Source organism: Shewanella woodyi ATCC 51908 (assembly GCF_000019525.1).
Taxonomy (GTDB): domain Bacteria; phylum Pseudomonadota; class Gammaproteobacteria; order Enterobacterales; family Shewanellaceae; genus Shewanella; species Shewanella woodyi.
Genome location: NC_010506.1, coordinates 1,862,124 through 1,880,842, shown reverse-complemented (window position 1 = coordinate 1,880,842; position 18,719 = coordinate 1,862,124). Strand labels below are relative to the sequence as shown.

Below are 18,719 nucleotides of genomic sequence, written 5' to 3'. Positions count from 1 at the left end.
AGGTAAGGAGATAGAAATGACAACATTCAATGATCTTATCAAAGCATTAATATCTTGCATTGAGACTGGCAAAACATGCTTACTCGTCCTGCTATTTGCAAGCATAACAGCATGTGGAGGTGGCGGAGGAGATGAAAGCTCTGCTCCTGCTGCGACAACGGGGACTGTTACACCACCTTCAACCACTCCCCCAACTACAACGCCAACGCCGGATCCAGATCCTGATCCAGCCCCTGAGCCTACGTCTTTAGACGACTTAGTTGTTGCAGCCGATAATGCCATGCAAGCGGTATTTCAACTGATGATCTCCATCGATATTAACTCGAGTAAACGAGCCTATTTTTCACTTTGCGATGACTATAGCGGCAGCAACATGAGCTATGAGGTGAACTTTGAATCTTGCCGTTACCGTGGCTCGCTAATCGACGGTCAACTCGATGCAGACATCAAAGTAGCAAACCACAATGGTCAAATGCTTGCCGTACTTTGGTTTTACGATGGCAGTGCACCCAGTTACCAACTCTGGCAATATGACGCTGAACTCGAGCAGCAACAACTTACGGTAAATTAGCCCAAGTGAACGAAAGCGCGGATTTAATCCGCGCTTTTTACTGATTTGTTACTAGCATATAGTCTGTTTTAAGCCAACTCAGGTTCACTATTCGCTTCGGCAAGAATCGGCGGTGGTGCTTTCTTGTTAAACAGTGAAAAGGCCACTGTGATAGACAAGATAGCAGTACAAGCTAAGCCTATTTGCACACCAACCACACTAAATATGTCTAAACTAAGCAGGTTAACAATCTGATGATGAAAGAGAACAAAATCGCTAAACAGTACCAGTAAAAGTGCTGCACCTGTGCTCACCAAAGAGATAAACAACAGCCTACTTTTATCTAAGATAAACCACGCTAGCGCCATGTAGAGTCCCAATGTAATAACAAAGCTAGCTATCATCACATTCTCACGACCAAGCAAGTCGATAGGCAATAGGCGCTCAAATAAAAACGCCACAGCAGTGGCTAAAATCACTCCCATGGTTGTGCCTAAAGTCATGCTGTTTACCGCTGAGGTCTGCTTGACTGAAAAGTGTCGCTGCTGCATACGTTTCTCAACCCAAAGCAGGTTACCACTCACGATCAGCACACATACTCCCATACCTAATAGAAAGTAGATAAGCTTTAAATCAATACCGGCATAATCCCCAAAATGCAGTGTCGCAAGCACCGTTTGCCCTATCGTTACCATATTGGGAGAGGTCGGAGTTTTGGAAAAAATCATCTCACCATTATCCAGCGCGATAACCTGTTCAACCGGGCCTACAAACTCACCAGAAACATTGCCATAGATCTGAATAAGAGCACTCTTATCACCATAGTTGTAGAGGCGAATGGCTGCGGCATCTTGACCAAAGTCCTGAACATGCTGTGCAAGTAATTTATCTATCTCATCTTGACTATCGAGCGGTTCTCCCTGCCATTCAGGCTTAGGTTGTGTGTAGCCCGCATCCGTTAATAATGCCTCCTGATCTCCCTTATACAACACTAGGGCAAAGGCGACTTGATAGATAATCACTAAGTTAAAAATGAGACCAGTGATCGCATACATCAAGGTAAAAGGCAGAGTCATAACACCTATCAGGTTGTGCATCGTCAGTAACTGATCGTGCTTTCCCTCTCCAGTTCGGTAGAGAAAAAACTGCCTGAAAAGCTTACGTGCATGAATAAAGATACCTGAGACCAAAGCGAAGCAGAAAAACAGAGTTACAAAACCAATAATATAACTACCATAGGGGATATTGAGATTGTAGTGCAGGTGATAGAGAAATTCTGCCAGATAAAAATCATCAATTTTCGCCACTGTCTTCCCAGATACTGGGTCTATCAGTAGTGACACATAATCAATATCAGATGTTGCACCTTCCGGCAACACAATATCCACGTAAACGCTATAAAAAGGAAACGCTAAGGTGGGAGAAACCAAGGTTAAATGCTCTTTTGCATTGAAAGGATAATCTTTTATCGCAAGCTGTATAATCTCACTAGGAGGAAGAGGCTCGCCTTGTGCGGGAGCATGGTGTGGCAATATTGACCAAAACGCTATCTCATTACGAAACAAGCTTATCGAGCCCGTAAAAAAAACAATAAACAGCAAACCAGAGATAATTAATCCCAACCAACTGTGCGCTTCGGTAATTCGTTTTAAAAATTGTTTATTCATAATTATGTTCTAAAGTAAGAAACCTATCGTCTACAAGCTCTTATCTGAGAAAAAACAGAGTATTAATACTAATGGAGACAAGCAGTAAACCACCACAACGACCCCAAGCATGCCAAGCTGAATCACTGCCATAACACCAAATCATGGCTCCAACCCAGAGTGGAAATGAGATCAGTAACCCCACAAACAACCGAATATCGACTGCAAGCGGTAATAGGTAGTTGAGATTTAGCATCAAGGAGATAGAGATAAGACAACCACCAAATAGTGCGGCAAAGGTTTTAGACCACATGCTGCCCCCCCAGCTGAGCGACGGCTAACCAAAAGGCCAAGTTAACGCAACTAAAGGGAGCAAGCTTTAACTTCACATGACCTAGTAACAACACCTGACTGAGCCAGATAGCAAGGGTGAACACCAACACCATCAAGCTGGCGGCCACTAAATTATATTCAGCCATCAGTAACCAGATGCTCAACATAAAAGAGGTAACAAACCCCAAAGTCGACGCCTCTTTGCTCAAAGGCTTTTTTAATAATCGCTGATGCTTACTGCACAGTAGCAAAGCTAAGCAACCCAACCAGAGCACAACCACAGCAGTTCCAATTACAATATTCATTTCTATATACAAATAATTATCATTTACACAACTAGTAAGCCTAACATTTTCTCCCTCAATATCGACTGAATTTACAATCGAATCAAAATGCTTAGCCCTCTTTTAATCGAAAGCAGCTTAATAAGAAGCAACGAAGTAAAAAAAAACTTAACGATGAGCGTACAGGTGTAAGCCAATGAATAAGCGGTAAATATCTTCTATCTTCAAACACTAATTCAAACACTAATTCAAACAATTGTTTAAATTACTTGTTTGGAGCAATTGATCTATTGGTTAAATTGTGGCGTAATCTGGTTATATTTTTGATCGGATGAGCGAAGACAATGAGCATAAGAACAAGATTAAAAAAAGTATTGCCTACAATTTCTACCACTGAACAAGAAGCACTCGACGCCGGCGATGTATGGCTGGAAGGTTCGATTTACCAAGGCGTTCCTGACTTTAATGCCTTAAAAAATATTCCTGTAGCAAAGCTCTCTGTTGATGAACAAGCGTTTCTTGATGGTCCAGTGGCAACACTGTTGGAGATGGTCGATAACTTTGCCATTCAAGGTGCTAAGCACATCCCTGATGATGTACTGACATTTCTCAAAACGAACAAATTCTTCTCACTCATCATCCCCAAAGCTTATGGCGGACTAGAGTTTAGCCCCTATGCCAACTCAACAATTGTGGCAACAATAGCCGCTAAAAGTTCAGCTGTAGCCGTCACCGTCATGGTGCCAAACTCACTAGGTCCAGGTGAACTCTTAATGCATTACGGCACCGATGAGCAGCGAGATTTCTGGTTGCCTCGCTTAGCCAATGGTTTAGAGATCCCCTGCTTTGCTTTAACTAGCCCTGAAGCGGGCTCTGATGCTGGTGGGATCCCCGATATCGGTACCGTCACCTTTGGTGAATATGAAGGAAACCAAGTGCTTGGTCTGTCTGTCACTTGGGATAAACGCTATATCACCTTGGCGCCTATCGCCTCAGTACTTGGACTGGCATTTAAAGTTCAAGATCCTAAAGGCCTACTAGGGGGAGATGAAGATCTGGGGATCACCTGCGCCCTTATTCCTAAAGCTCATCCAGGTGTTCAGTTGGGTAATCGTCACGATCCCATGGGCGTTAACTTCTATAACGGTACAACCCGAGGAGAAGATGTCTTTATCCCTATGGAGTTCATCATAGGTGGACAGAAAAATATTGGCCGTGGTTGGGCCATGTTGGTGGCTTGTCTTGGCGCAGGACGCGGGATCTCACTGCCAGCTTTAGGTGCTTCTGTCAGCCAATGCTCATTCAAATCTTCAGCTGAATACGCCGCGGTTCGTGAGCAGTTTGGTTTGTCCATCGGCAAATTTGAAGGTATTCAGGAAAAACTCGCCGACATTGCAGGTAAAACCTATCTGCAAGAATCAATGCGAGTACTCACAACCGAAGGACTGGGTATTGGCCTTAAACCTTCTGTTGTCACCGCTATCGCGAAATACCATATGACAGAGCTTGGCCGTGACATTCTAAACTCAGCTATGGACATTCAAGCTGGTAAAGCGATTCAACGCGGACCACAAAACACACTCGCATCAGGCTATGTGGCACAACCTATCGCAATAACGGTAGAGGGCGCCAACATACTTACCCGTAACCTGATGATCTTTGGCCAAGGCGTAATGCGCTGTCATCCATATCTACAAAGCATGGTTGAAGCGATCCACAGCGATGACACTAATGCAGATAAAGTGTTTAACAGCATCTTTGCGAAAACTGTCGGCTATAGCGTTAATAACTCACTGCGTGCATTCCGATTAGGTCTGCTACCTTTTACGGCTCAAGCAACCTCGACTCTGCCAGAGGTGATCCCATACGAGAAGTCGGTCAATAAACTTGCCTCAAAACTTGCGGTGTATGCTGACTTCTCACTTTTAGTCTTGGGCGGTAAGCTCAAACAAGCCGAGATGCTCTCGGCTCGCCTAGGTGACGTAATGAGTTATCTATATGCAGCCATGGCATCAATTCGTTATTACGAACAAAAGCTGCCAAAGGAGCAAAGAGAGCAAGCCGCTCCCTACTTCCATTACGCAACTCGTTGGTCACTGTGCAAAGCGGAAGAGGCACTACTGGCTTTCCTTGAAAACTTCCCCTCATCAGCAACTCGTAAACTGATGCGTCTACTGACAGTCACCTACTCGGCTAAAATGCCAAAAGTCAATGATGACCTAGTCAGAGAACTTGCTGAGCAAGCTCAGCTAAACACTGAGTTTAAGCGTAACTTAACCCATCTCATTAAACCTATCCCTGGGGATGGTAACGACATAAACGAGCAAGCTTATCTTGCAAAAATGGACTGTTTACCGCTACTTGCCAAAGTGAAAAAAGGCCTACGTAGTCGCCAGTTCAAGGCGGGAACTCGATTCTCCATCACCTTAGATGCGGCGTTAGAAGCTAAAGTCATTGAACTGTCAGAGCATAAACTTCTACAGGACTACAACCTTAAACGTGAGCGAGCAATTCGTGTTGATGAGTTTGATTTTGATATGAATTTAATCACTGAAAAAGCAGAACTAAAAATAGCTAACTAACTTAATGTTGAATGCTTAATAATAAAAACGCAGCCTATTGGCTGCGTTTTTCATGTTCAACACAGATAAGTAAAATATCTTGTGCAGACAGCGCCTCTTGGGTCAGGCCGCAAAAATAACTCCCATCGTCCCGCTTCTGGTTATGACTGCAAGTTTGACACTGACCAAAACTTTTAAAGCCATTAGCATCTTGAACCTGCCTTAGCATAGTCCGAAGCATCTCAACGGTTTTACCAAGCTCGTCCTCAGAGCTGTTGTGACAGGCAAGTTTAAGCATATTTGCTGGCATCAAGCGCTCAACAAGCAGCTCACCCTGCTGGCTAACCCCTAAGTGCGTCACTCGCTTATCATTTTTATCCGCTTGTTTTAATACAAGCCCCTTAGATTCCAATATCTTTATCGACTGAGAGACCGTTCCCTTAGTTAACCCCAAAAATTCAGTCACCGCTTTTGGTGTATCGGAGTAACGATTACAACTTGCCAGATAGCATAAGGCATCAAACTGAACTGGCTGTAAGCCGAACTCTGCAAGCTGGTGACGTGATTCACTTCGCAGCAAACTGCTAAGTCGCTCTATGAGCTGTTGGATAATTAATGTATTCATACCCTCATGGTATCGAATCGAAACATTGTTGACAAGGTTATTTATCTGTGTAAATCTAAATATAGTTTCGATTCGATACAATAAATCAAGGCAAAACTGACTAAACATTAAACAGACTAGATCTAAGGAATACTGATGAAACTCATACCCATCATTTCAATACTCGTATTTTCAAGCTTATCCATAGGATGCGCTTCAGCTCACCAAGCACACTCTGGAGGCATAAAAGCCAAACAGCAAACCGATGTTATTGCCCCTTTTGACATTATTCATGCGAAAATATCTACCGAAGGAAATACCGCCATATTCCATATCGCAGTATCAGAAAATGCCGGCACCAGTAAGCCAACAAAAACAGGAAAGCTCGCTGGAAGCAGGGCTTTTGCTTATGTTTGGCCAACCAATATCGACAGTTTCGAGGTCGGTTTTGAACATCAAGCAGGGATCTTAGCCTTAGCTGTTGCCACACATCCTGATTTCGATGACACCCCGTTATTTGATGAAAACAGGGATGGCAATACTGGAAATGACGGTAATATCTGGCACAGCCACTGGGTAGTTTTACAACCTAATGAACAGTGTGGCAAAGGAGCGCTTGGTGTGGTTGATATTCCTGAAGGCAGCAAGCCCAGACTACCAAAAACCTGGCCGGGGCTCCCCATCTTGCTCGATAGCCCTGGTTGGCAGCCTACCATTAACGGCGAAACCGTTGAAGTACGCATTCCTTTCGATGATATAGGTGTAGTCAATAGCGCACAGTTTGATGGAGTGACTGCCGGGTTACGTATTAATGTTGATGTACATGCCCCACTATTTTGCGTAGTAGATGTATTTGATATCGCTTCTGGAGATCTAAGCCTTCCAGGAAAGGTGAATCAATAACCGATAAGCCAGCGTTTTCATAGACAGGGACGTCAAACGACATTGACCCATTGATCTCTTAACATAAGCGAGGTGTATATGACCCACTATCAACGAGCCCCAGAACTCCATGTTTCTGAGTGGCTCAACACACCAGAGCCCATCACATTGGCTCAATTAAAGGGAGAGGTTGTGGTATTACACGCCTTTCAGATGTTATGTCCAACTTGTGTAAGCCACGGTTTACCTCAAGCACAGGCATTGCATAAGCTATTTGCCGATGAAAAAGTTAACATTTTGGGGCTGCATACGGTTTTTGAACATCATCAGGTCATGGATAAAGCTGCTCTTAAGGTATTTATCAGTGAATACCGACTCAGTTTTCCTATCGGCATCGACACACCATCGACTCAAGGTGTGATCCCAAAGACAATGCAGGAATATATGCTAAGAGGCACTCCCTCTATTATCGTCATCGATAAACAGGGGCAGATCAGGCTAAGCCATTTTGGCCATATTCCAGACTTGGCTCTTGGCAAGATAGTGGGTCAACTTGTTGCAGAGCCATTTGAAACAGATAAGCACACCTCCCCCTCAAAGGATACTGATATTTTCAAGCCTCAAGAGGAGAGAGCAGAGAAAGGTTGTGATCAAACAGGCTGCTCAATTTAACGCTAATACGATAAAGAGAGATTGGAGCCAACAAAAGTATGGCTCCTCCCCTCTCTAAATAACAAAACACAAGCATTAACATAAAAGCAACAATTAAGAGTGAAACAAGCACTAATAATTTCGCAATCGAGATTAGGTATGACTTTATTAGAAATAAATATGTAAACATAAGGTTAATTACAAAAAACAAAACTAAGTAGCACGAAGTTAAATGCAGACCAATTATTACAAGTATTTAATTGTAAACTTAATTTACAATTAAATATTATAAAAAAATTATTTTAAACAGATTCAAAAAAACAAAGTAAATAATACAACGTACTGAATAAAATAAAAATATACCAAAAACCCAATCAAACAAAGCCATTGAGCAGCATACCGTCCACCACCCCGTTTAATAGTTGTTTCATTTTGTATCACTGCATGTTAAATATTTTACGCGTTAGAAACACTGGTTATTATCAGCCCCTTCTACGTATCAAAAAAATAAATATAAATAGACATGACAAGTTGAAAATTTAAGGAAGATACAATGAAAACAAAATTAGCAGTAGCCATATCCATGGCTTTACTGACTGCCAGTATTGAGGCTCAAACACTTGAAACGGCAAACGGAGAAACCGTTGAACTGAATATTCCAAGTTCATTGATTAAGCAGCAACTCAGAAACAAACTAGATGGTATTCAAGGGGTAAAATTTATTCCTGAACCAGGGCTGGGTGAGCAGGAATATGTGTATATTATTCGATTAAAAGCTCCTGCAGTCGCCAACTACCAAGGAGATATCCCAGGGCTTAAAGCCACCAGCCCACAATTTCTCAAACATAGCCCAGGCAGTAACAAGCTACGAAGTGGCAAGCTTAATATAGCTAAATCAGAAGTCAAAGCTTACCGAAGTTACCTGCAATCAAAACAGAGCCATTTTTTAATGAAGGCTCAAGCCATTACAGGCAACAATATTCAGGCTATTACCCAGTTTAGCTATGCTTTTAACGGCATGTCAGTTCGCATGACACAAGCTCAAGCAATTAAATTAGCCAAACTTCAAGATGTTGCGTTTATTGAACGTGAACGCATGGAGCAACTAGAAACAGATGTAAGTCAGGCGCTTATCGGCTCACCTCAGGTATGGGATGGTTCAGCAACAGGCACCAAAGCCATGGGTGAAGGAGTTATTGTTGGGATCATCGACTCTGGGATTAACTCTGACCATGACTCATTCGCCGACATTGGCCAAGACGGTTACGATCATACCAACCCTTGGGGACAAGGCGTCTATGTCGGTGACTGCAAAACTGATTTCACCGATATGTGTAACGATAAACTAATCGGCATACGCAGCTATTCAGATATCACCGATGACTATGATGATGTAAGCGTGTTCGGCGATAACCCACCTGCTAAAAACGGCGAGGATTATGGTGGTCATGGCTCCCATGTCGCCAGCACAGCCGCGGGTAATATTCTACTAAACGTTCCTCTTGTTGAAGGCGAGGTAGGGAAGCTTGAAAGTGACGGTATAGAGACTGGAGTAGAGTTTGCGCAGATCTCAGGTGTCGCTCCCCACGCAAATATTGTCTCATATCAAATCTGTAGCCCAGGAGACAATGGAGATACCTACTCAGGTTGTTCAAGCACTGCGATATTAAAAGCAATAGACGATACAGTTAAAGATGGAGTAGATATTATTAACTTCTCCATCAGTGGTGGAGGAAACCCTTGGCAAAGCTCGGCTGAGCAAGCTTTTCTTAGCGCAAGAAACGCTGGTATTTTTGTTGCTGTTGCGGCAGGGAATACACGCGCAGGCGGTCCAGAGCAAGTCCCCTACTCAACAAACAAAAATGCCCCTTGGTACACCTCTGTTGCAAACTCAACTCATAATCGAGATATTGCCAGATCAATTGAGTTCAATAATAAGAGCTATGACTTTACCCCTGGCTCTGGCCCAGTTCAAACTGAGGTGATCTCTGCAGAGCCTCTCTATGCAGGTAGCCTCGATGCGACCAACGTTCAAGGCTGTAATGCGTTTGCCGAAAAAGCGTTCGAGAACAAAATCGCACTCATTAAGCGTGGAAGCTGTAATTTTAGTGACAAAGTAAATAACGCTATCGCCGCAGATGCTAAGGCTGTCATCGTTTTCAATAAAGATGGTGAAGCGAATGCCAGGCTGACCATGTCAAGCTTAGAGAAAACCACAATACCAGCCGTTTTTATAGGAAACCTTGATGGATTAGAGATGGTCGCAGCATTGGCTGAAAACCCTAAGCTAGAAGTCACTATCGACCCTAAACCTAAGATTTTAGAGAAAGAGGCCGACGTGCTCTCATCCGGTTCTCTTATCGGACCCAACGCTACCAATGATGTCATCGTCCCCTTTGTTGCAGCGCCAGGCTCAGATATCTATGCAGCCTACTCAGATCAACAGTTTGGCCATGATAAAACAGGCACAAATCCAGCAGACTTTACAGTCATGTCAGGAACCTCAATGGCAAGCCCTCATGTAGCTGGTGCCGGCGCACTCCTGAAATCCGCTCATAAAGATTGGACACCAGATAATATTCGCTCTGCATTAATGTTAACTGCAACCACCGCCCAAGGAATGAAAAAAGCCGATGGGAAAACCATAGCTGATGCATTTGATGTGGGCTCTGGACGTATTCGTGTCGATCTCGCGGCCAAAACGGGGCTTATTATGGATGAGTTAGCCCTAAATTATGAGATTGCCAACCCAGCAACTAATGGCGATCCCCGTAAGTTAAATATTCCCAGCATGGCGGACTCTAAATGTGTTAATACCTGCAGTTGGACTCGTGTTGTCACCGCAACAGGCGATGGTAACTGGAGCGCACAAAGCACCAGTATCACAGAGAACTTGAACCTAACGGTTTCTCCAGCAACATTCAGCCTAAAAACCGGTGAAAGCCAAAGCATTACCGTAACTGCAGATGTAACGAATGCCACACAAGAGTGGGGGTTTGGTCAACTCACACTCACCTCAGAGTCTTACCCTGACGCAAATATGCCGATAGTAGCTAAAATTGCCAAACGCAACTTGCCTACTCTGCTCACCATAGATGCAACCCGTGATGCTGATGAGCGTAACTACACTCAGCTTAAAGCGATCGATCTTCCAGATCTCACCGCTAACGTTACTCACTTAAAGTTAAGCGATAGCTTTGAATCTAAGGTTAAACAGGACTCAAATGTCAGCAGCGCACTGGATGATCTTAAAGATGGGGTACAGGTATTTAAATTCTCGGTGAATGATAATGCGCTCTATTTCAGGAGCTCAATCAGCTACACCACCTCACCTGATCTCGACATGTTTGTCCTGCTAGACAAGAAAGATGGCAGCGATGTAAGCATCATAGCAAACTCCGCTTTCGCAGGCTCCAACGAGAGCGTACTGCTCACAGCACCTCAAGCCGGTGATTATTATGTTGTTGTTCAGAACTACCAAGCCTCGGCAGTTGGCGCTGAGGATGCTTTCGGACTCAAGCAACTCACTCTGTATGATGAAGCATCGGATAATCTATCGCTAAAATTAACCGGTGATATGAAAGACTTTGCCTTAAACATAGCTTGGGATGAACAGATGCTGGCAGGTGATGAAGGCTTAGCTGTCGTCAGGCTTATGAGCTCTGATGATAAGGTGGCTGACGTGACACTACCAATCGTTTTTGAGCGTAAAGGCGATGATGTGGTTATGCCTTTAGAGGAAACGCTATCAGGTGATTTAACCGCGGGAGAGCCAACAAAAGTGCTCAATAAAATTGAAGCCAACAAAACTCAAGAAACCCGCATTTACATGCTAGAAGCTAAGATCCCAGATGGCCATGAAGTGGCTAACATCTCTCATGACGGTAAATTGGTCGACAATGTGATCAATTGGCGTGTCGAGATGACATCAGGCATGGCAAGCCAAGATGTAACATTTGACTTAATTCCACGTAAAGCCAGTACAAAAAACAGCTTAACCCTGTCCAATACTGTGGATAATCCCACCGCGAAGAAACTAGAACAGAACTACAGTTTTGATGTAGCAGAGTTGAAGCCTACAGCTAAAGTTGATGCGCCAAGCTCTATTCTTGAAGGTACAACCTTGGTATTGGATGCCAGTGTATCTTCAGATCCCAATGGTGATGATTTGAGCTATAAGTGGACTCAATTAGGTGGAGCAAGTGTGACATTTAATGACACTGCAGACAAAATCAGCTTTCTCACCCCAACTGTTGATGTCAATGCACAGACACTTTCTTTCCAAGTGGAGGTCAATGACGGCAATGGCAACTCTGACTCAACGCTCGTCTCTGTATCGGTCACCGATACGGTAGAGAGGAAAAGTGGCGGCTCACTAGGCTGGCTAACACTTCTCCTACTCCCCCTAGTGTGGAGGCGCCGTAAACAAGGTTAATTTCAACCAGTACTAACAATAAAGGGCCTATATCTTAGGCCCTTTCATCACACTTAACTTCTTATACTGATTGATATTACCCACACTTCTGCGCGCTGCAACATTCCGCCTGGAGAAAATCAATAACCTCCTGCAAAACCTCATACTGCGGCACACAAAACAGCACCCGACCTTCACGATGCTGCTTAACAAGTCCTGCCGAAATTAAGCTTGAGATATGATGAGAAAGGGTCGAACCTGGAATACTGAGCTCCTCCTGTACCTCCCCTACTGGGATCCCCTGATAACCCGATTTTACCAAACGTTTAAAGATAGCCAAGCGAGTCGGGTGCCCCAACTCTTTCATCGCTTTAGCTGCAAACTCAAGATCCATTCTAGCTCCAGTCATTAACTCAAACACCTCTATATTTCGAGAATAACAGAAATATATTGACAGGGGCAAGCCTTCTCAATTATATTCGCCACATCAATTCGACTATTCCAGAAATATAGTTAAGTAAGTTTATCTCTTTTCTTCTAATAGCTCCTAGCCAGCAATGAAAGAGAAGAGGCACGAGATCTTGAAGAGGTACAATATATGTTGTCACAAAGCACCATCAATATGCTCCAAGAAACATTGAACATGTTTATTTTTCTTGCGGTAGAACTAACCCTGCTGTTCCTAGCCATCAGCTATCTTGTCGGGGTACTGCAGGAGTATATTCCACCGAGTAAAATCCAAAATATTTTAAGTTCAAAAAATGGCAAAGGTTATCTTGTTGCAGGTTTTTTAGGTGCGATCACCCCCTTCTGCTCCTGCTCAACAATCCCATTTTTAAAGGGATTACTCAGAGCAAAGGCAGGATTTGGCACCATGATGGTGTTCCTGTTCGCCAGCCCACTGCTCAATCCAATTATAATTGGACTATTTGCCGTCACCTTCGGACTTAAAGTAACACTCTTCTATTTTGTTATGGCCATGGGCGTTTCGGTGATAGCAGGCTATGCGCTGGAGAGATTAGGATTTGAAAAGTACATTAAAGCCGAAGCTTATGAAGAACCAAAGCCTAGCTGTTGTGGCACAAGCTGTGGCGCTAAACCTGCAGCCATTAGCAAATGGAGAAGAATATGGAACACCACTTGGAAAGACTTTAAGAAGGTACTTCCCTATCTAATAGGCGGTATTGCGGTGGGCTCTATGATCTACGGATTTATGCCAACTGAGTTCGTTGCCAAAGTCGCCAGCGACAGTAACCCCTTTGCCGTACCTATTGCCGCAATCATAGGTATCCCGCTCTACATTCGCGCAGAGGCAGTCATACCACTTAGTGCAGCACTGGCAGCTAAAGGGATGGGATTAGGCGCTGTTATGGCATTGATTATTGGCAGTGCGGGCGCCAGTCTAACAGAGGTGATACTGCTTAAATCTTTGTTCAAAAATCAGTTGATAATTGCCTTTCTCACTGTGATTATCACCATGGCAATCGGTGCTGGTTACCTGTATGGCTTTATCTTTAGTTAAGACCATTCACTAAGAGCATTAGCCCCCCTTTTGGATCTCCTCTTGTAGATCCTTAAGGGCATCTAATATCGTCATAAACTTACTACCAAATGGTGTCACTCGATACTCAACCCGCGGTGGGATCTCTGGATAGGATAGCTTTTCTAAAATCCCAAACTCCACATTGCGCTTCAGGCATTGATTCAACACTTTTGTCGTTAAACCATCAACACAGCGCACCATCTCACCAGGCCGATTAATCTCCTGAGCCAATAGCTGATAGACAGTCAGTGACCATTTGCACCCGACTATGGTCTCAACCATACGCGCACTTTCACTTGGGCCAACAACCCTTTGTTGTAAATCAGAAATTTCTTTCTCTTTTAAAGTCATAAAGATGTACCAAAAAGTACCTAGTAAACCAAATTGTGCTTACTTTTTTTGCCCGTCCATGATCCGTAAGGTTATCACATCAAGCGGCAAATGATGCCAACAAGCAAATTTTTCATAGATTAAATAAGAGGGACTCAAGATGACATTTACACATACAGGTATCGCAATGGTGATCGGTGGTTCAAGTGGAATGGGCTTTGAATCAGCTAAGCAGTTATTACAAGCCAATATTGAAGTGGTGATCATAGGCAATAATATATCCAAACTTGATAAAGCAGTATCAGAGCTCAGTACATTGGGTAAAGTCTCGTCCATTCAAGCCAACCTTTACCAAGAGAGCCAAGTACAGCGAATTGTAGATTTTATTGAACAGCCATCGACTAAAATTAGCTATCTGGTTAATGCAGCAGGATACTTCAATCCTAAGCCCTTTATTGACCATAGCCTGAGCGACTATGAGATCTATATGGGGTTAAATAAAGCCAGCTTTATTCTCTCTCAAGCCGTGGCTAAAAATATGATGAGCAATGGTGGCGGAAATATCGTTAATATCGGCTCAATGTGGGCAAAGCAGGCGATTAAAGCCACCCCCTCTTCAGCCTATTCGATGGCCAAAGCAGGACTTCATGCGCTAACTCAGCATATGGCGATGGAACTTGCTGACTTTAATATCAGGGTTAATGCCATCTCACCTGCAGTGGTCAAGACTCCCATCTATGAGACCTTTATTGATCCGGCTCAAATGGACGATGCATTAGCAGGTTTTAACGGATTTCATCCCATTGGTAGAATAGGCACGCCAAGCGACATAGCTAACAGCATCAGCTTCCTACTCAGCGATGAAAGCAGCTGGGTTACTGGCGCAATATGGGATATCGACGGTGGCGTCATGGCCGGACGTAATTAGAACAAGTACCAGAATCCAAGACCCAAATTTAAGTAACGAATTACAGGTGGCATATGCAGCAGCTCAAATCAAACCTCAATATGGACTTCTCCAAGAAGGTGATGATCGATACCAACCAACTGGAGTGGTTACCAAGCCCGCTTAAGGGAGTGACACGTAAACCATTGGCTAGAGAAGACCTTGAAAGCGGCCATGCTACTAGCATCGTAAAGTACCAAGCTGGTTCCCATTTCAAACGCCACTCTCACCCTCAAGGTGAAGAGATACTGGTATTAGAGGGAGTCTTTTCTGATGAAACCGGAGACTTTGGTCCTGGCACCTACATACGTAACCCGCCAGGAAGCAGTCACCGTCCCTTTAGCACTGACGGCTGCACCCTGTTTGTGAAACTGAACCAGTTTGATAAAAATGACCTACAACAAGTACGAGTGGATACTCACTCAACACCTTGGCAACGGGGAATGGGTGGTCTAGAAGTGATGTCACTCCATGATTTTGAGGGGCAACACACAGCACTGGTAAAATGGCCTGCAGATGAAGTATTCCAACCTCACCGTCATTTCGGCGGCGAGGAGATACTGGTACTCTCAGGTTTGTTTGAAGATGAACATGGACAATACCCTGCAAACACTTGGATACGTAGCCCGCACATGAGCCAACATCACCCTTTTGTTAAAGAGGAGACCATCATCTTAGTTAAAGTGGGACACTTGCCAGTTTAATAAACTGAGCTTAAGAGCACTAATAACCTTTATTACGCAGCTAACTACTGGATAGAAAAATACCCAATGTGACAATAATTTCTACCGGACGCGCTCTCTTGATTTGAATAAATTGTCACAGCTCTACCAGACATCTTTGCTGCCAATATCACAGCAACATATGTCTGGTAATTGCTGTCATTGTCATTCAAATATGCCCATTTATTATCATTGCCGCATAACTTCTTACCCTCTTTTAGAGTAACTCTAAAGCCATAATTATTGCCGCAATCTCACCTGGTCCCCCATGCAGGGCAAAGGTTTGGTATAGATAAGCCTAAAATAAAAATGAGAATACATCGCATGCTCTAGTTACCCTTTTAAACGCTATTTAGTCACAAGAAAGCGGTTAATGTGAGGCGCACAAGCGCGTGTCGTACTTGAAACATTCATTGTCATAGTCTTGTCAGACATAAAAGCCGCCAGCAATGTACTTACCATAACTTCATAGTTAGGATGCGATTTATTGATAGAGAAACGGGTTCCCCCATCACACGTACTTACATCACTATTCCTATACTCAGTAAAGAAAATCAGCCCGTCGGTATATGGGTATACCTTAGTTATTTTTGTATTACTGGACCAAAATTGAGCTTGAGCAAAATTAGCCACAAAACATAGCGTAATGGCAGCAAAAAATTTTATTGTTATTACTTTCATTTAACCTCCTTGTCAGTGAGCGACTCAACAGGTGAATCTAAGTTCTTCTCTACCACTTTGCCAATAACAATATCTACAGCCTGTTGCATCAATAAAACAGATAGCTCGCCATTAGTTTTAATTTCAGCTAATGGATAACTAGGAACTTCATCGCTTTTGTTGCCATTTTCTGTAGCGTTAAAGTCATTAGGGTAATAATATTCAAATTGCTCACCTTTACCTGTTTTAACAATCACGATAAGCTCTGCCGCTGTGGCATCATCGGCCCCACCGGTCGTTTTAAAGCCATAACGCTTTACCTCTATACTTGGCAGCTCATTGCTCACACCAGCACCAGCATAGTTTAAATCAATAACGACAGGGTTCAATTTAGATTGGGAGTGCTTATCTACACTCTTTACAACATATGACGGCATATCAAAACCACTCGCCACTGCCGACTCTCGAATATCTTTTGCTATCCCCTCATCGATGGCGACACCAAGGGCGATACCAACTGGCCCCATAGTCGACATCAAGGCTATTCCAGCACCAGCCCCCTTACCCTGGAACTGGATTCGATTAGGTTCTGAAAAACTATACGATACATCTTGTCGTTCAAATGATTTATTCGCACAACCAAACAGCAAAAACAAACATAAACAATGTATAAAAATTTTCATTTCTAACCGCCTAAAGATATACGTACGATTCTTCGATAAGCATGAGCATTTGCGCCCCAAGCTTCACAATTACCAACGTCGTTATAGGCCAATGTTACACTCCTGCCAGCAGCTTGTGCTGCAAGTAATGTAGAATATAAACGTGCTCTTTGCTCAGGGGTATTGGTACTACTAATGGCAAATGTGCTTGGGCTAGAGCACTCATTAATTTTCGTACCAGCGCTATCTAAATTGACCAAAATAGTATCCTTACCTGCGTACACGCTAATACTTTTAACTTTACCAGTCGTATTTAGCCAAGCAGCACTTGATGAAAAACTCGTAAACATTAAACAGAGCATTATTATTAACTTCATTAAATTATCTCTATGGGTTCATTATATAATTGATGCGACAACGATTTTGAATATCAGTTGAGTGACTATAAACTTGAATACAAACGCTTTCCTTCGCCATTTTAGCCGCTAACGCGATACTAAAAACATAATCCTTATTATTAGCCCCGTGTGGGATATAAAAGCCACCCGGACACTGACTTGGATTTGCTTTGTATTCAACCCAAATGCCATAGGTATCACTACCACCAGCCCACACCCTTAACCGCTGTACCTCCCCACAGTGATTTTCTACAGCTTGAGAGATACTCGAAACAAGCAATAACCCTACCAGCGTTATAATACGGATAAACATAATGATCTCCTTGTTAATTATTTACTCAGCCAGCCAGATTCGATCGGCCTTCATATAACCGCTAAGAGTGCCTCGCATCTGTATTTGGACATTTCGTTGGCTGGCTTGGGCAGCAAGTGCAGTAGAGTAAAACAATTTGGCAAATTCAGGGTTTTGAGTAATGAGTACAGCAGCTGCCACTCCAGAGTTTAGTGACATATTAGCTTCACTTCCTAAAGCGGGGTCCATCGCTTCATCAAAATACAGCAAGATCAAATTACTTGAGTTAACGTAAATTCGGCTCACCTTGCCATCATATTGGCAATAACCGTTATAACTACTATAACAAGCTGGCGCCGATGCTTGTGCACTAAAACTCACCAACAAGGATACGACTAAAAGTATTAATATTTTCACTCCACACTCCTTTGTTTATCAGTATATTTAAGTCAAAAATATTGGGAATTGAAAACATATATTTAATCTTCGACTAACCACCATATTTAACCTCTCCATTACTTTCTAATTTCCACCTTTTAAATATCACTTATACATCCAGACACTTACAATTTTAGGGTGATTATTATTCTGTCCACCACAACCGCTCAGCCAAAACCTAACTGGCTTTTCAGCCATAAACGCAGCTAATAAGGTGGAATGTAAAGTAATATAATTAGCATCGCTGGGTCTAATGGCAAAATAGCTAGCACTGGGGCAGTTATCTGGATTATTAGTAATGGCTGGAACATGAACCATAGTCCAACCATTATTGACATATATATTCTCTATTACACCTGAACCTGTACCTCCACTAGCATCTGAGCGAGGAGAGATGAAACATAAAACAAGAATAAGTAAGAAAGATTTTAATTTTATAGCCATAGGCTTACTCCGTGTGCTCTATCGCATAAAGCTTGCACCAAAAACTAGTACTACCATTCCACTTTTGTTCATCATGCCCATATATGCGAACTTTAGACTTTGAGTGATATGCTGCCAAGATCATGCTTAAATTCGCATCAAAGCCTGCATCACTTTTAGCTATCCAGTAACCATCACAATTGCTACTTGGTTCATTTACCGTAAATACAACATCCCCACCGCCATACTGATTATAAGAAATCAAACGTTTGATGCTCGTCTGTCCTGTAGATTCAATGGCAGCATAGCTATTACTTACACCAAAAAGTGAAAATAAAAAAAGCAAAGTTAGAAGAGTAATTGATTTCATTATTATATTT

21 protein-coding genes are annotated in these 18,719 nt (G+C 43.0%); 8 read left to right on the top strand and 13 right to left on the bottom strand.

Annotated features, from left to right (window positions below; translation table 11 throughout):
• Positions 1–16 precede the first annotated feature (16 nt).
• Positions 17–571, top strand: a complete 555-nt coding sequence (locus SWOO_RS07670) for a hypothetical protein (protein WP_012324142.1) — start codon at positions 17–19, stop codon at positions 569–571.
• Positions 572–639: 68 nt separating this feature from the next.
• Here the strand turns inward: SWOO_RS07670 and SWOO_RS07665 are convergent, their stop codons facing one another.
• The 3 genes from SWOO_RS07665 to SWOO_RS07655 are packed head-to-tail and all read right to left on the bottom strand — an operon-like array spanning position 640 to position 2,834.
• The gene (locus tag SWOO_RS07665) at positions 640–2,217 is read right to left on the bottom strand and encodes a PepSY-associated TM helix domain-containing protein (protein ID WP_012324141.1); all 1,578 of its coding nucleotides are present in this window, start codon (positions 2,215–2,217) and stop codon (positions 640–642) included.
• Positions 2,218–2,257: 40 nt separating this feature from the next.
• Positions 2,258–2,509, bottom strand: a complete 252-nt coding sequence (locus tag SWOO_RS07660; RefSeq protein WP_012324140.1) for a hypothetical protein — start codon at positions 2,507–2,509, stop codon at positions 2,258–2,260.
• Positions 2,499–2,834 (bottom strand): hypothetical protein, encoded by a 336-nt coding sequence (locus SWOO_RS07655; protein ID WP_012324139.1) that lies wholly within the window; start codon positions 2,832–2,834, stop codon positions 2,499–2,501. Before SWOO_RS07655 ends, SWOO_RS07660 begins: the two co-directional genes overlap by 11 nt.
• Positions 2,835–3,157: 323 nt before the next feature.
• On the opposite strand from SWOO_RS07655, the gene SWOO_RS07650 reads away from it, so the two are divergent.
• Positions 3,158–5,395, top strand: coding sequence for an acyl-CoA dehydrogenase (locus tag SWOO_RS07650; protein WP_012324138.1), 2,238 nt, complete (start codon positions 3,158–3,160; stop codon positions 5,393–5,395).
• 34 nt (positions 5,396–5,429) lie between these two features.
• Here SWOO_RS07650 and SWOO_RS07645 read toward each other — a convergent pair whose 3' ends face one another.
• On the bottom strand, positions 5,430–5,999 hold the full coding sequence (locus SWOO_RS07645; protein WP_012324137.1) for a MarR family winged helix-turn-helix transcriptional regulator: 570 nt from the start codon (positions 5,997–5,999) through the stop codon (positions 5,430–5,432).
• A 135-nt stretch (positions 6,000–6,134) separates the two neighbouring features.
• On the opposite strand from SWOO_RS07645, the gene SWOO_RS07640 reads away from it, so the two are divergent.
• The 3 genes from SWOO_RS07640 to SWOO_RS26435 all read left to right on the top strand — a co-directional run bounded on the left by SWOO_RS07640 (position 6,135) and on the right by SWOO_RS26435 (position 11,946).
• Positions 6,135–6,881 carry a hypothetical protein gene (locus SWOO_RS07640; protein WP_012324136.1) on the top strand — a complete coding sequence of 249 codons (747 nt, stop codon included), beginning with the start codon at positions 6,135–6,137 and terminating at the stop codon, positions 6,879–6,881.
• A gap of 78 nt (positions 6,882–6,959) precedes the next feature.
• Entirely contained in the window at positions 6,960–7,532 is a 573-nt protein-coding gene (locus SWOO_RS07635) for a peroxiredoxin family protein (protein WP_012324135.1), read from the top strand.
• Positions 7,533–8,064: 532 nt separating this feature from the next.
• Positions 8,065–11,946, top strand: a complete 3,882-nt coding sequence (locus SWOO_RS26435; RefSeq protein WP_012324134.1) for a S8 family serine peptidase — start codon at positions 8,065–8,067, stop codon at positions 11,944–11,946.
• A 76-nt stretch (positions 11,947–12,022) separates the two neighbouring features.
• Here SWOO_RS26435 and SWOO_RS07625 read toward each other — a convergent pair whose 3' ends face one another.
• Entirely contained in the window at positions 12,023–12,319 is a 297-nt protein-coding gene (locus SWOO_RS07625) for an ArsR/SmtB family transcription factor (protein WP_041417537.1), read from the bottom strand.
• A gap of 204 nt (positions 12,320–12,523) precedes the next feature.
• Here SWOO_RS07625 and SWOO_RS07620 point away from each other — a divergent pair, with 204 nt between their 5' ends.
• Positions 12,524–13,447, top strand: a complete 924-nt coding sequence (locus tag SWOO_RS07620) for a permease (protein ID WP_012324132.1) — start codon at positions 12,524–12,526, stop codon at positions 13,445–13,447.
• Between the two features lie 18 nt (positions 13,448–13,465).
• Here the strand turns inward: SWOO_RS07620 and SWOO_RS07615 are convergent, their stop codons facing one another.
• Positions 13,466–13,819, bottom strand: coding sequence for a winged helix-turn-helix transcriptional regulator (locus SWOO_RS07615; RefSeq protein ID WP_012324131.1), 354 nt, complete (start codon positions 13,817–13,819; stop codon positions 13,466–13,468).
• Between the two features lie 139 nt (positions 13,820–13,958).
• Here SWOO_RS07615 and SWOO_RS07610 point away from each other — a divergent pair, with 139 nt between their 5' ends.
• The gene (locus SWOO_RS07610) at positions 13,959–14,726 is read left to right on the top strand and encodes an SDR family NAD(P)-dependent oxidoreductase (RefSeq protein ID WP_012324130.1); all 768 of its coding nucleotides are present in this window, start codon (positions 13,959–13,961) and stop codon (positions 14,724–14,726) included.
• Positions 14,727–14,779: 53 nt separating this feature from the next.
• Entirely contained in the window at positions 14,780–15,448 is a 669-nt protein-coding gene (locus tag SWOO_RS07605) for a cupin domain-containing protein (protein ID WP_012324129.1), read from the top strand.
• A 366-nt stretch (positions 15,449–15,814) separates the two neighbouring features.
• Here the strand turns inward: SWOO_RS07605 and SWOO_RS07600 are convergent, their stop codons facing one another.
• The 7 genes from SWOO_RS07600 to SWOO_RS07570 form a co-directional block, all read right to left on the bottom strand.
• Positions 15,815–16,147, bottom strand: a complete 333-nt coding sequence (locus SWOO_RS07600; protein WP_012324128.1) for a hypothetical protein — start codon at positions 16,145–16,147, stop codon at positions 15,815–15,817.
• The gene (locus tag SWOO_RS07595) at positions 16,144–16,809 is read right to left on the bottom strand and encodes a hypothetical protein (RefSeq protein WP_012324127.1); all 666 of its coding nucleotides are present in this window, start codon (positions 16,807–16,809) and stop codon (positions 16,144–16,146) included. The genes SWOO_RS07600 and SWOO_RS07595 overlap by 4 nt, the downstream gene beginning before the upstream one ends.
• Before the next feature lie 2 nt (positions 16,810–16,811).
• Entirely contained in the window at positions 16,812–17,165 is a 354-nt protein-coding gene (locus SWOO_RS07590; RefSeq protein WP_012324126.1) for a hypothetical protein, read from the bottom strand.
• A gap of 10 nt (positions 17,166–17,175) precedes the next feature.
• The gene (locus tag SWOO_RS07585; RefSeq protein ID WP_012324125.1) at positions 17,176–17,499 is read right to left on the bottom strand and encodes a hypothetical protein; all 324 of its coding nucleotides are present in this window, start codon (positions 17,497–17,499) and stop codon (positions 17,176–17,178) included.
• Between the two features lie 21 nt (positions 17,500–17,520).
• Positions 17,521–17,895 (bottom strand): hypothetical protein, encoded by a 375-nt coding sequence (locus SWOO_RS07580; RefSeq protein WP_012324124.1) that lies wholly within the window; start codon positions 17,893–17,895, stop codon positions 17,521–17,523.
• Positions 17,896–18,021: 126 nt separating this feature from the next.
• Positions 18,022–18,360, bottom strand: coding sequence for a hypothetical protein (locus SWOO_RS07575; protein ID WP_012324123.1), 339 nt, complete (start codon positions 18,358–18,360; stop codon positions 18,022–18,024).
• 4 nt (positions 18,361–18,364) lie between these two features.
• The gene (locus SWOO_RS07570) at positions 18,365–18,709 is read right to left on the bottom strand and encodes a hypothetical protein (RefSeq protein WP_012324122.1); all 345 of its coding nucleotides are present in this window, start codon (positions 18,707–18,709) and stop codon (positions 18,365–18,367) included.
• Positions 18,710–18,719: the final 10 nt, after the last annotated feature.

Excerpts from the sequence above, each read along its gene's own strand:
- SWOO_RS07650 (WP_012324138.1), top strand. The coding sequence starts at position 3,158 with ATGAGCATAAGAACAAGATTAAAAAAAGTATTGCCTACAATTTCTACC.
- SWOO_RS26435 (WP_012324134.1), top strand. The coding sequence starts at position 8,065 with ATGAAAACAAAATTAGCAGTAGCCATATCCATGGCTTTACTGACTGCC.
- SWOO_RS07595 (WP_012324127.1), bottom strand. The coding sequence starts at position 16,809 with ATGAAAATTTTTATACATTGTTTATGTTTGTTTTTGCTGTTTGGTTGT.
- SWOO_RS07640 (WP_012324136.1), top strand. The coding sequence starts at position 6,135 with ATGAAACTCATACCCATCATTTCAATACTCGTATTTTCAAGCTTATCC.
- SWOO_RS07645 (WP_012324137.1), bottom strand. The coding sequence starts at position 5,999 with ATGAATACATTAATTATCCAACAGCTCATAGAGCGACTTAGCAGTTTG.
- SWOO_RS07590 (WP_012324126.1), bottom strand. The coding sequence starts at position 17,165 with ATGAAGTTAATAATAATGCTCTGTTTAATGTTTACGAGTTTTTCATCA.
- SWOO_RS07575 (WP_012324123.1), bottom strand. The coding sequence starts at position 18,360 with ATGGCTATAAAATTAAAATCTTTCTTACTTATTCTTGTTTTATGTTTC.
- SWOO_RS07585 (WP_012324125.1), bottom strand. The coding sequence starts at position 17,499 with ATGTTTATCCGTATTATAACGCTGGTAGGGTTATTGCTTGTTTCGAGT.
- SWOO_RS07665 (WP_012324141.1), bottom strand. The coding sequence starts at position 2,217 with ATGAATAAACAATTTTTAAAACGAATTACCGAAGCGCACAGTTGGTTG.
- SWOO_RS07600 (WP_012324128.1), bottom strand. The coding sequence starts at position 16,147 with ATGAAAGTAATAACAATAAAATTTTTTGCTGCCATTACGCTATGTTTT.
- SWOO_RS07635 (WP_012324135.1), top strand. The coding sequence starts at position 6,960 with ATGACCCACTATCAACGAGCCCCAGAACTCCATGTTTCTGAGTGGCTC.
- SWOO_RS07670 (WP_012324142.1), top strand. The coding sequence starts at position 17 with ATGACAACATTCAATGATCTTATCAAAGCATTAATATCTTGCATTGAG.
- SWOO_RS07625 (WP_041417537.1), bottom strand. The coding sequence starts at position 12,319 with ATGGATCTTGAGTTTGCAGCTAAAGCGATGAAAGAGTTGGGGCACCCG.
- SWOO_RS07570 (WP_012324122.1), bottom strand. The coding sequence starts at position 18,709 with ATGAAATCAATTACTCTTCTAACTTTGCTTTTTTTATTTTCACTTTTT.
- SWOO_RS07610 (WP_012324130.1), top strand. The coding sequence starts at position 13,959 with ATGACATTTACACATACAGGTATCGCAATGGTGATCGGTGGTTCAAGT.
- SWOO_RS07620 (WP_012324132.1), top strand. The coding sequence starts at position 12,524 with ATGTTGTCACAAAGCACCATCAATATGCTCCAAGAAACATTGAACATG.
- SWOO_RS07655 (WP_012324139.1), bottom strand. The coding sequence starts at position 2,834 with ATGAATATTGTAATTGGAACTGCTGTGGTTGTGCTCTGGTTGGGTTGC.
- SWOO_RS07615 (WP_012324131.1), bottom strand. The coding sequence starts at position 13,819 with ATGACTTTAAAAGAGAAAGAAATTTCTGATTTACAACAAAGGGTTGTT.
- SWOO_RS07660 (WP_012324140.1), bottom strand. The coding sequence starts at position 2,509 with ATGTGGTCTAAAACCTTTGCCGCACTATTTGGTGGTTGTCTTATCTCT.
- SWOO_RS07605 (WP_012324129.1), top strand. The coding sequence starts at position 14,780 with ATGCAGCAGCTCAAATCAAACCTCAATATGGACTTCTCCAAGAAGGTG.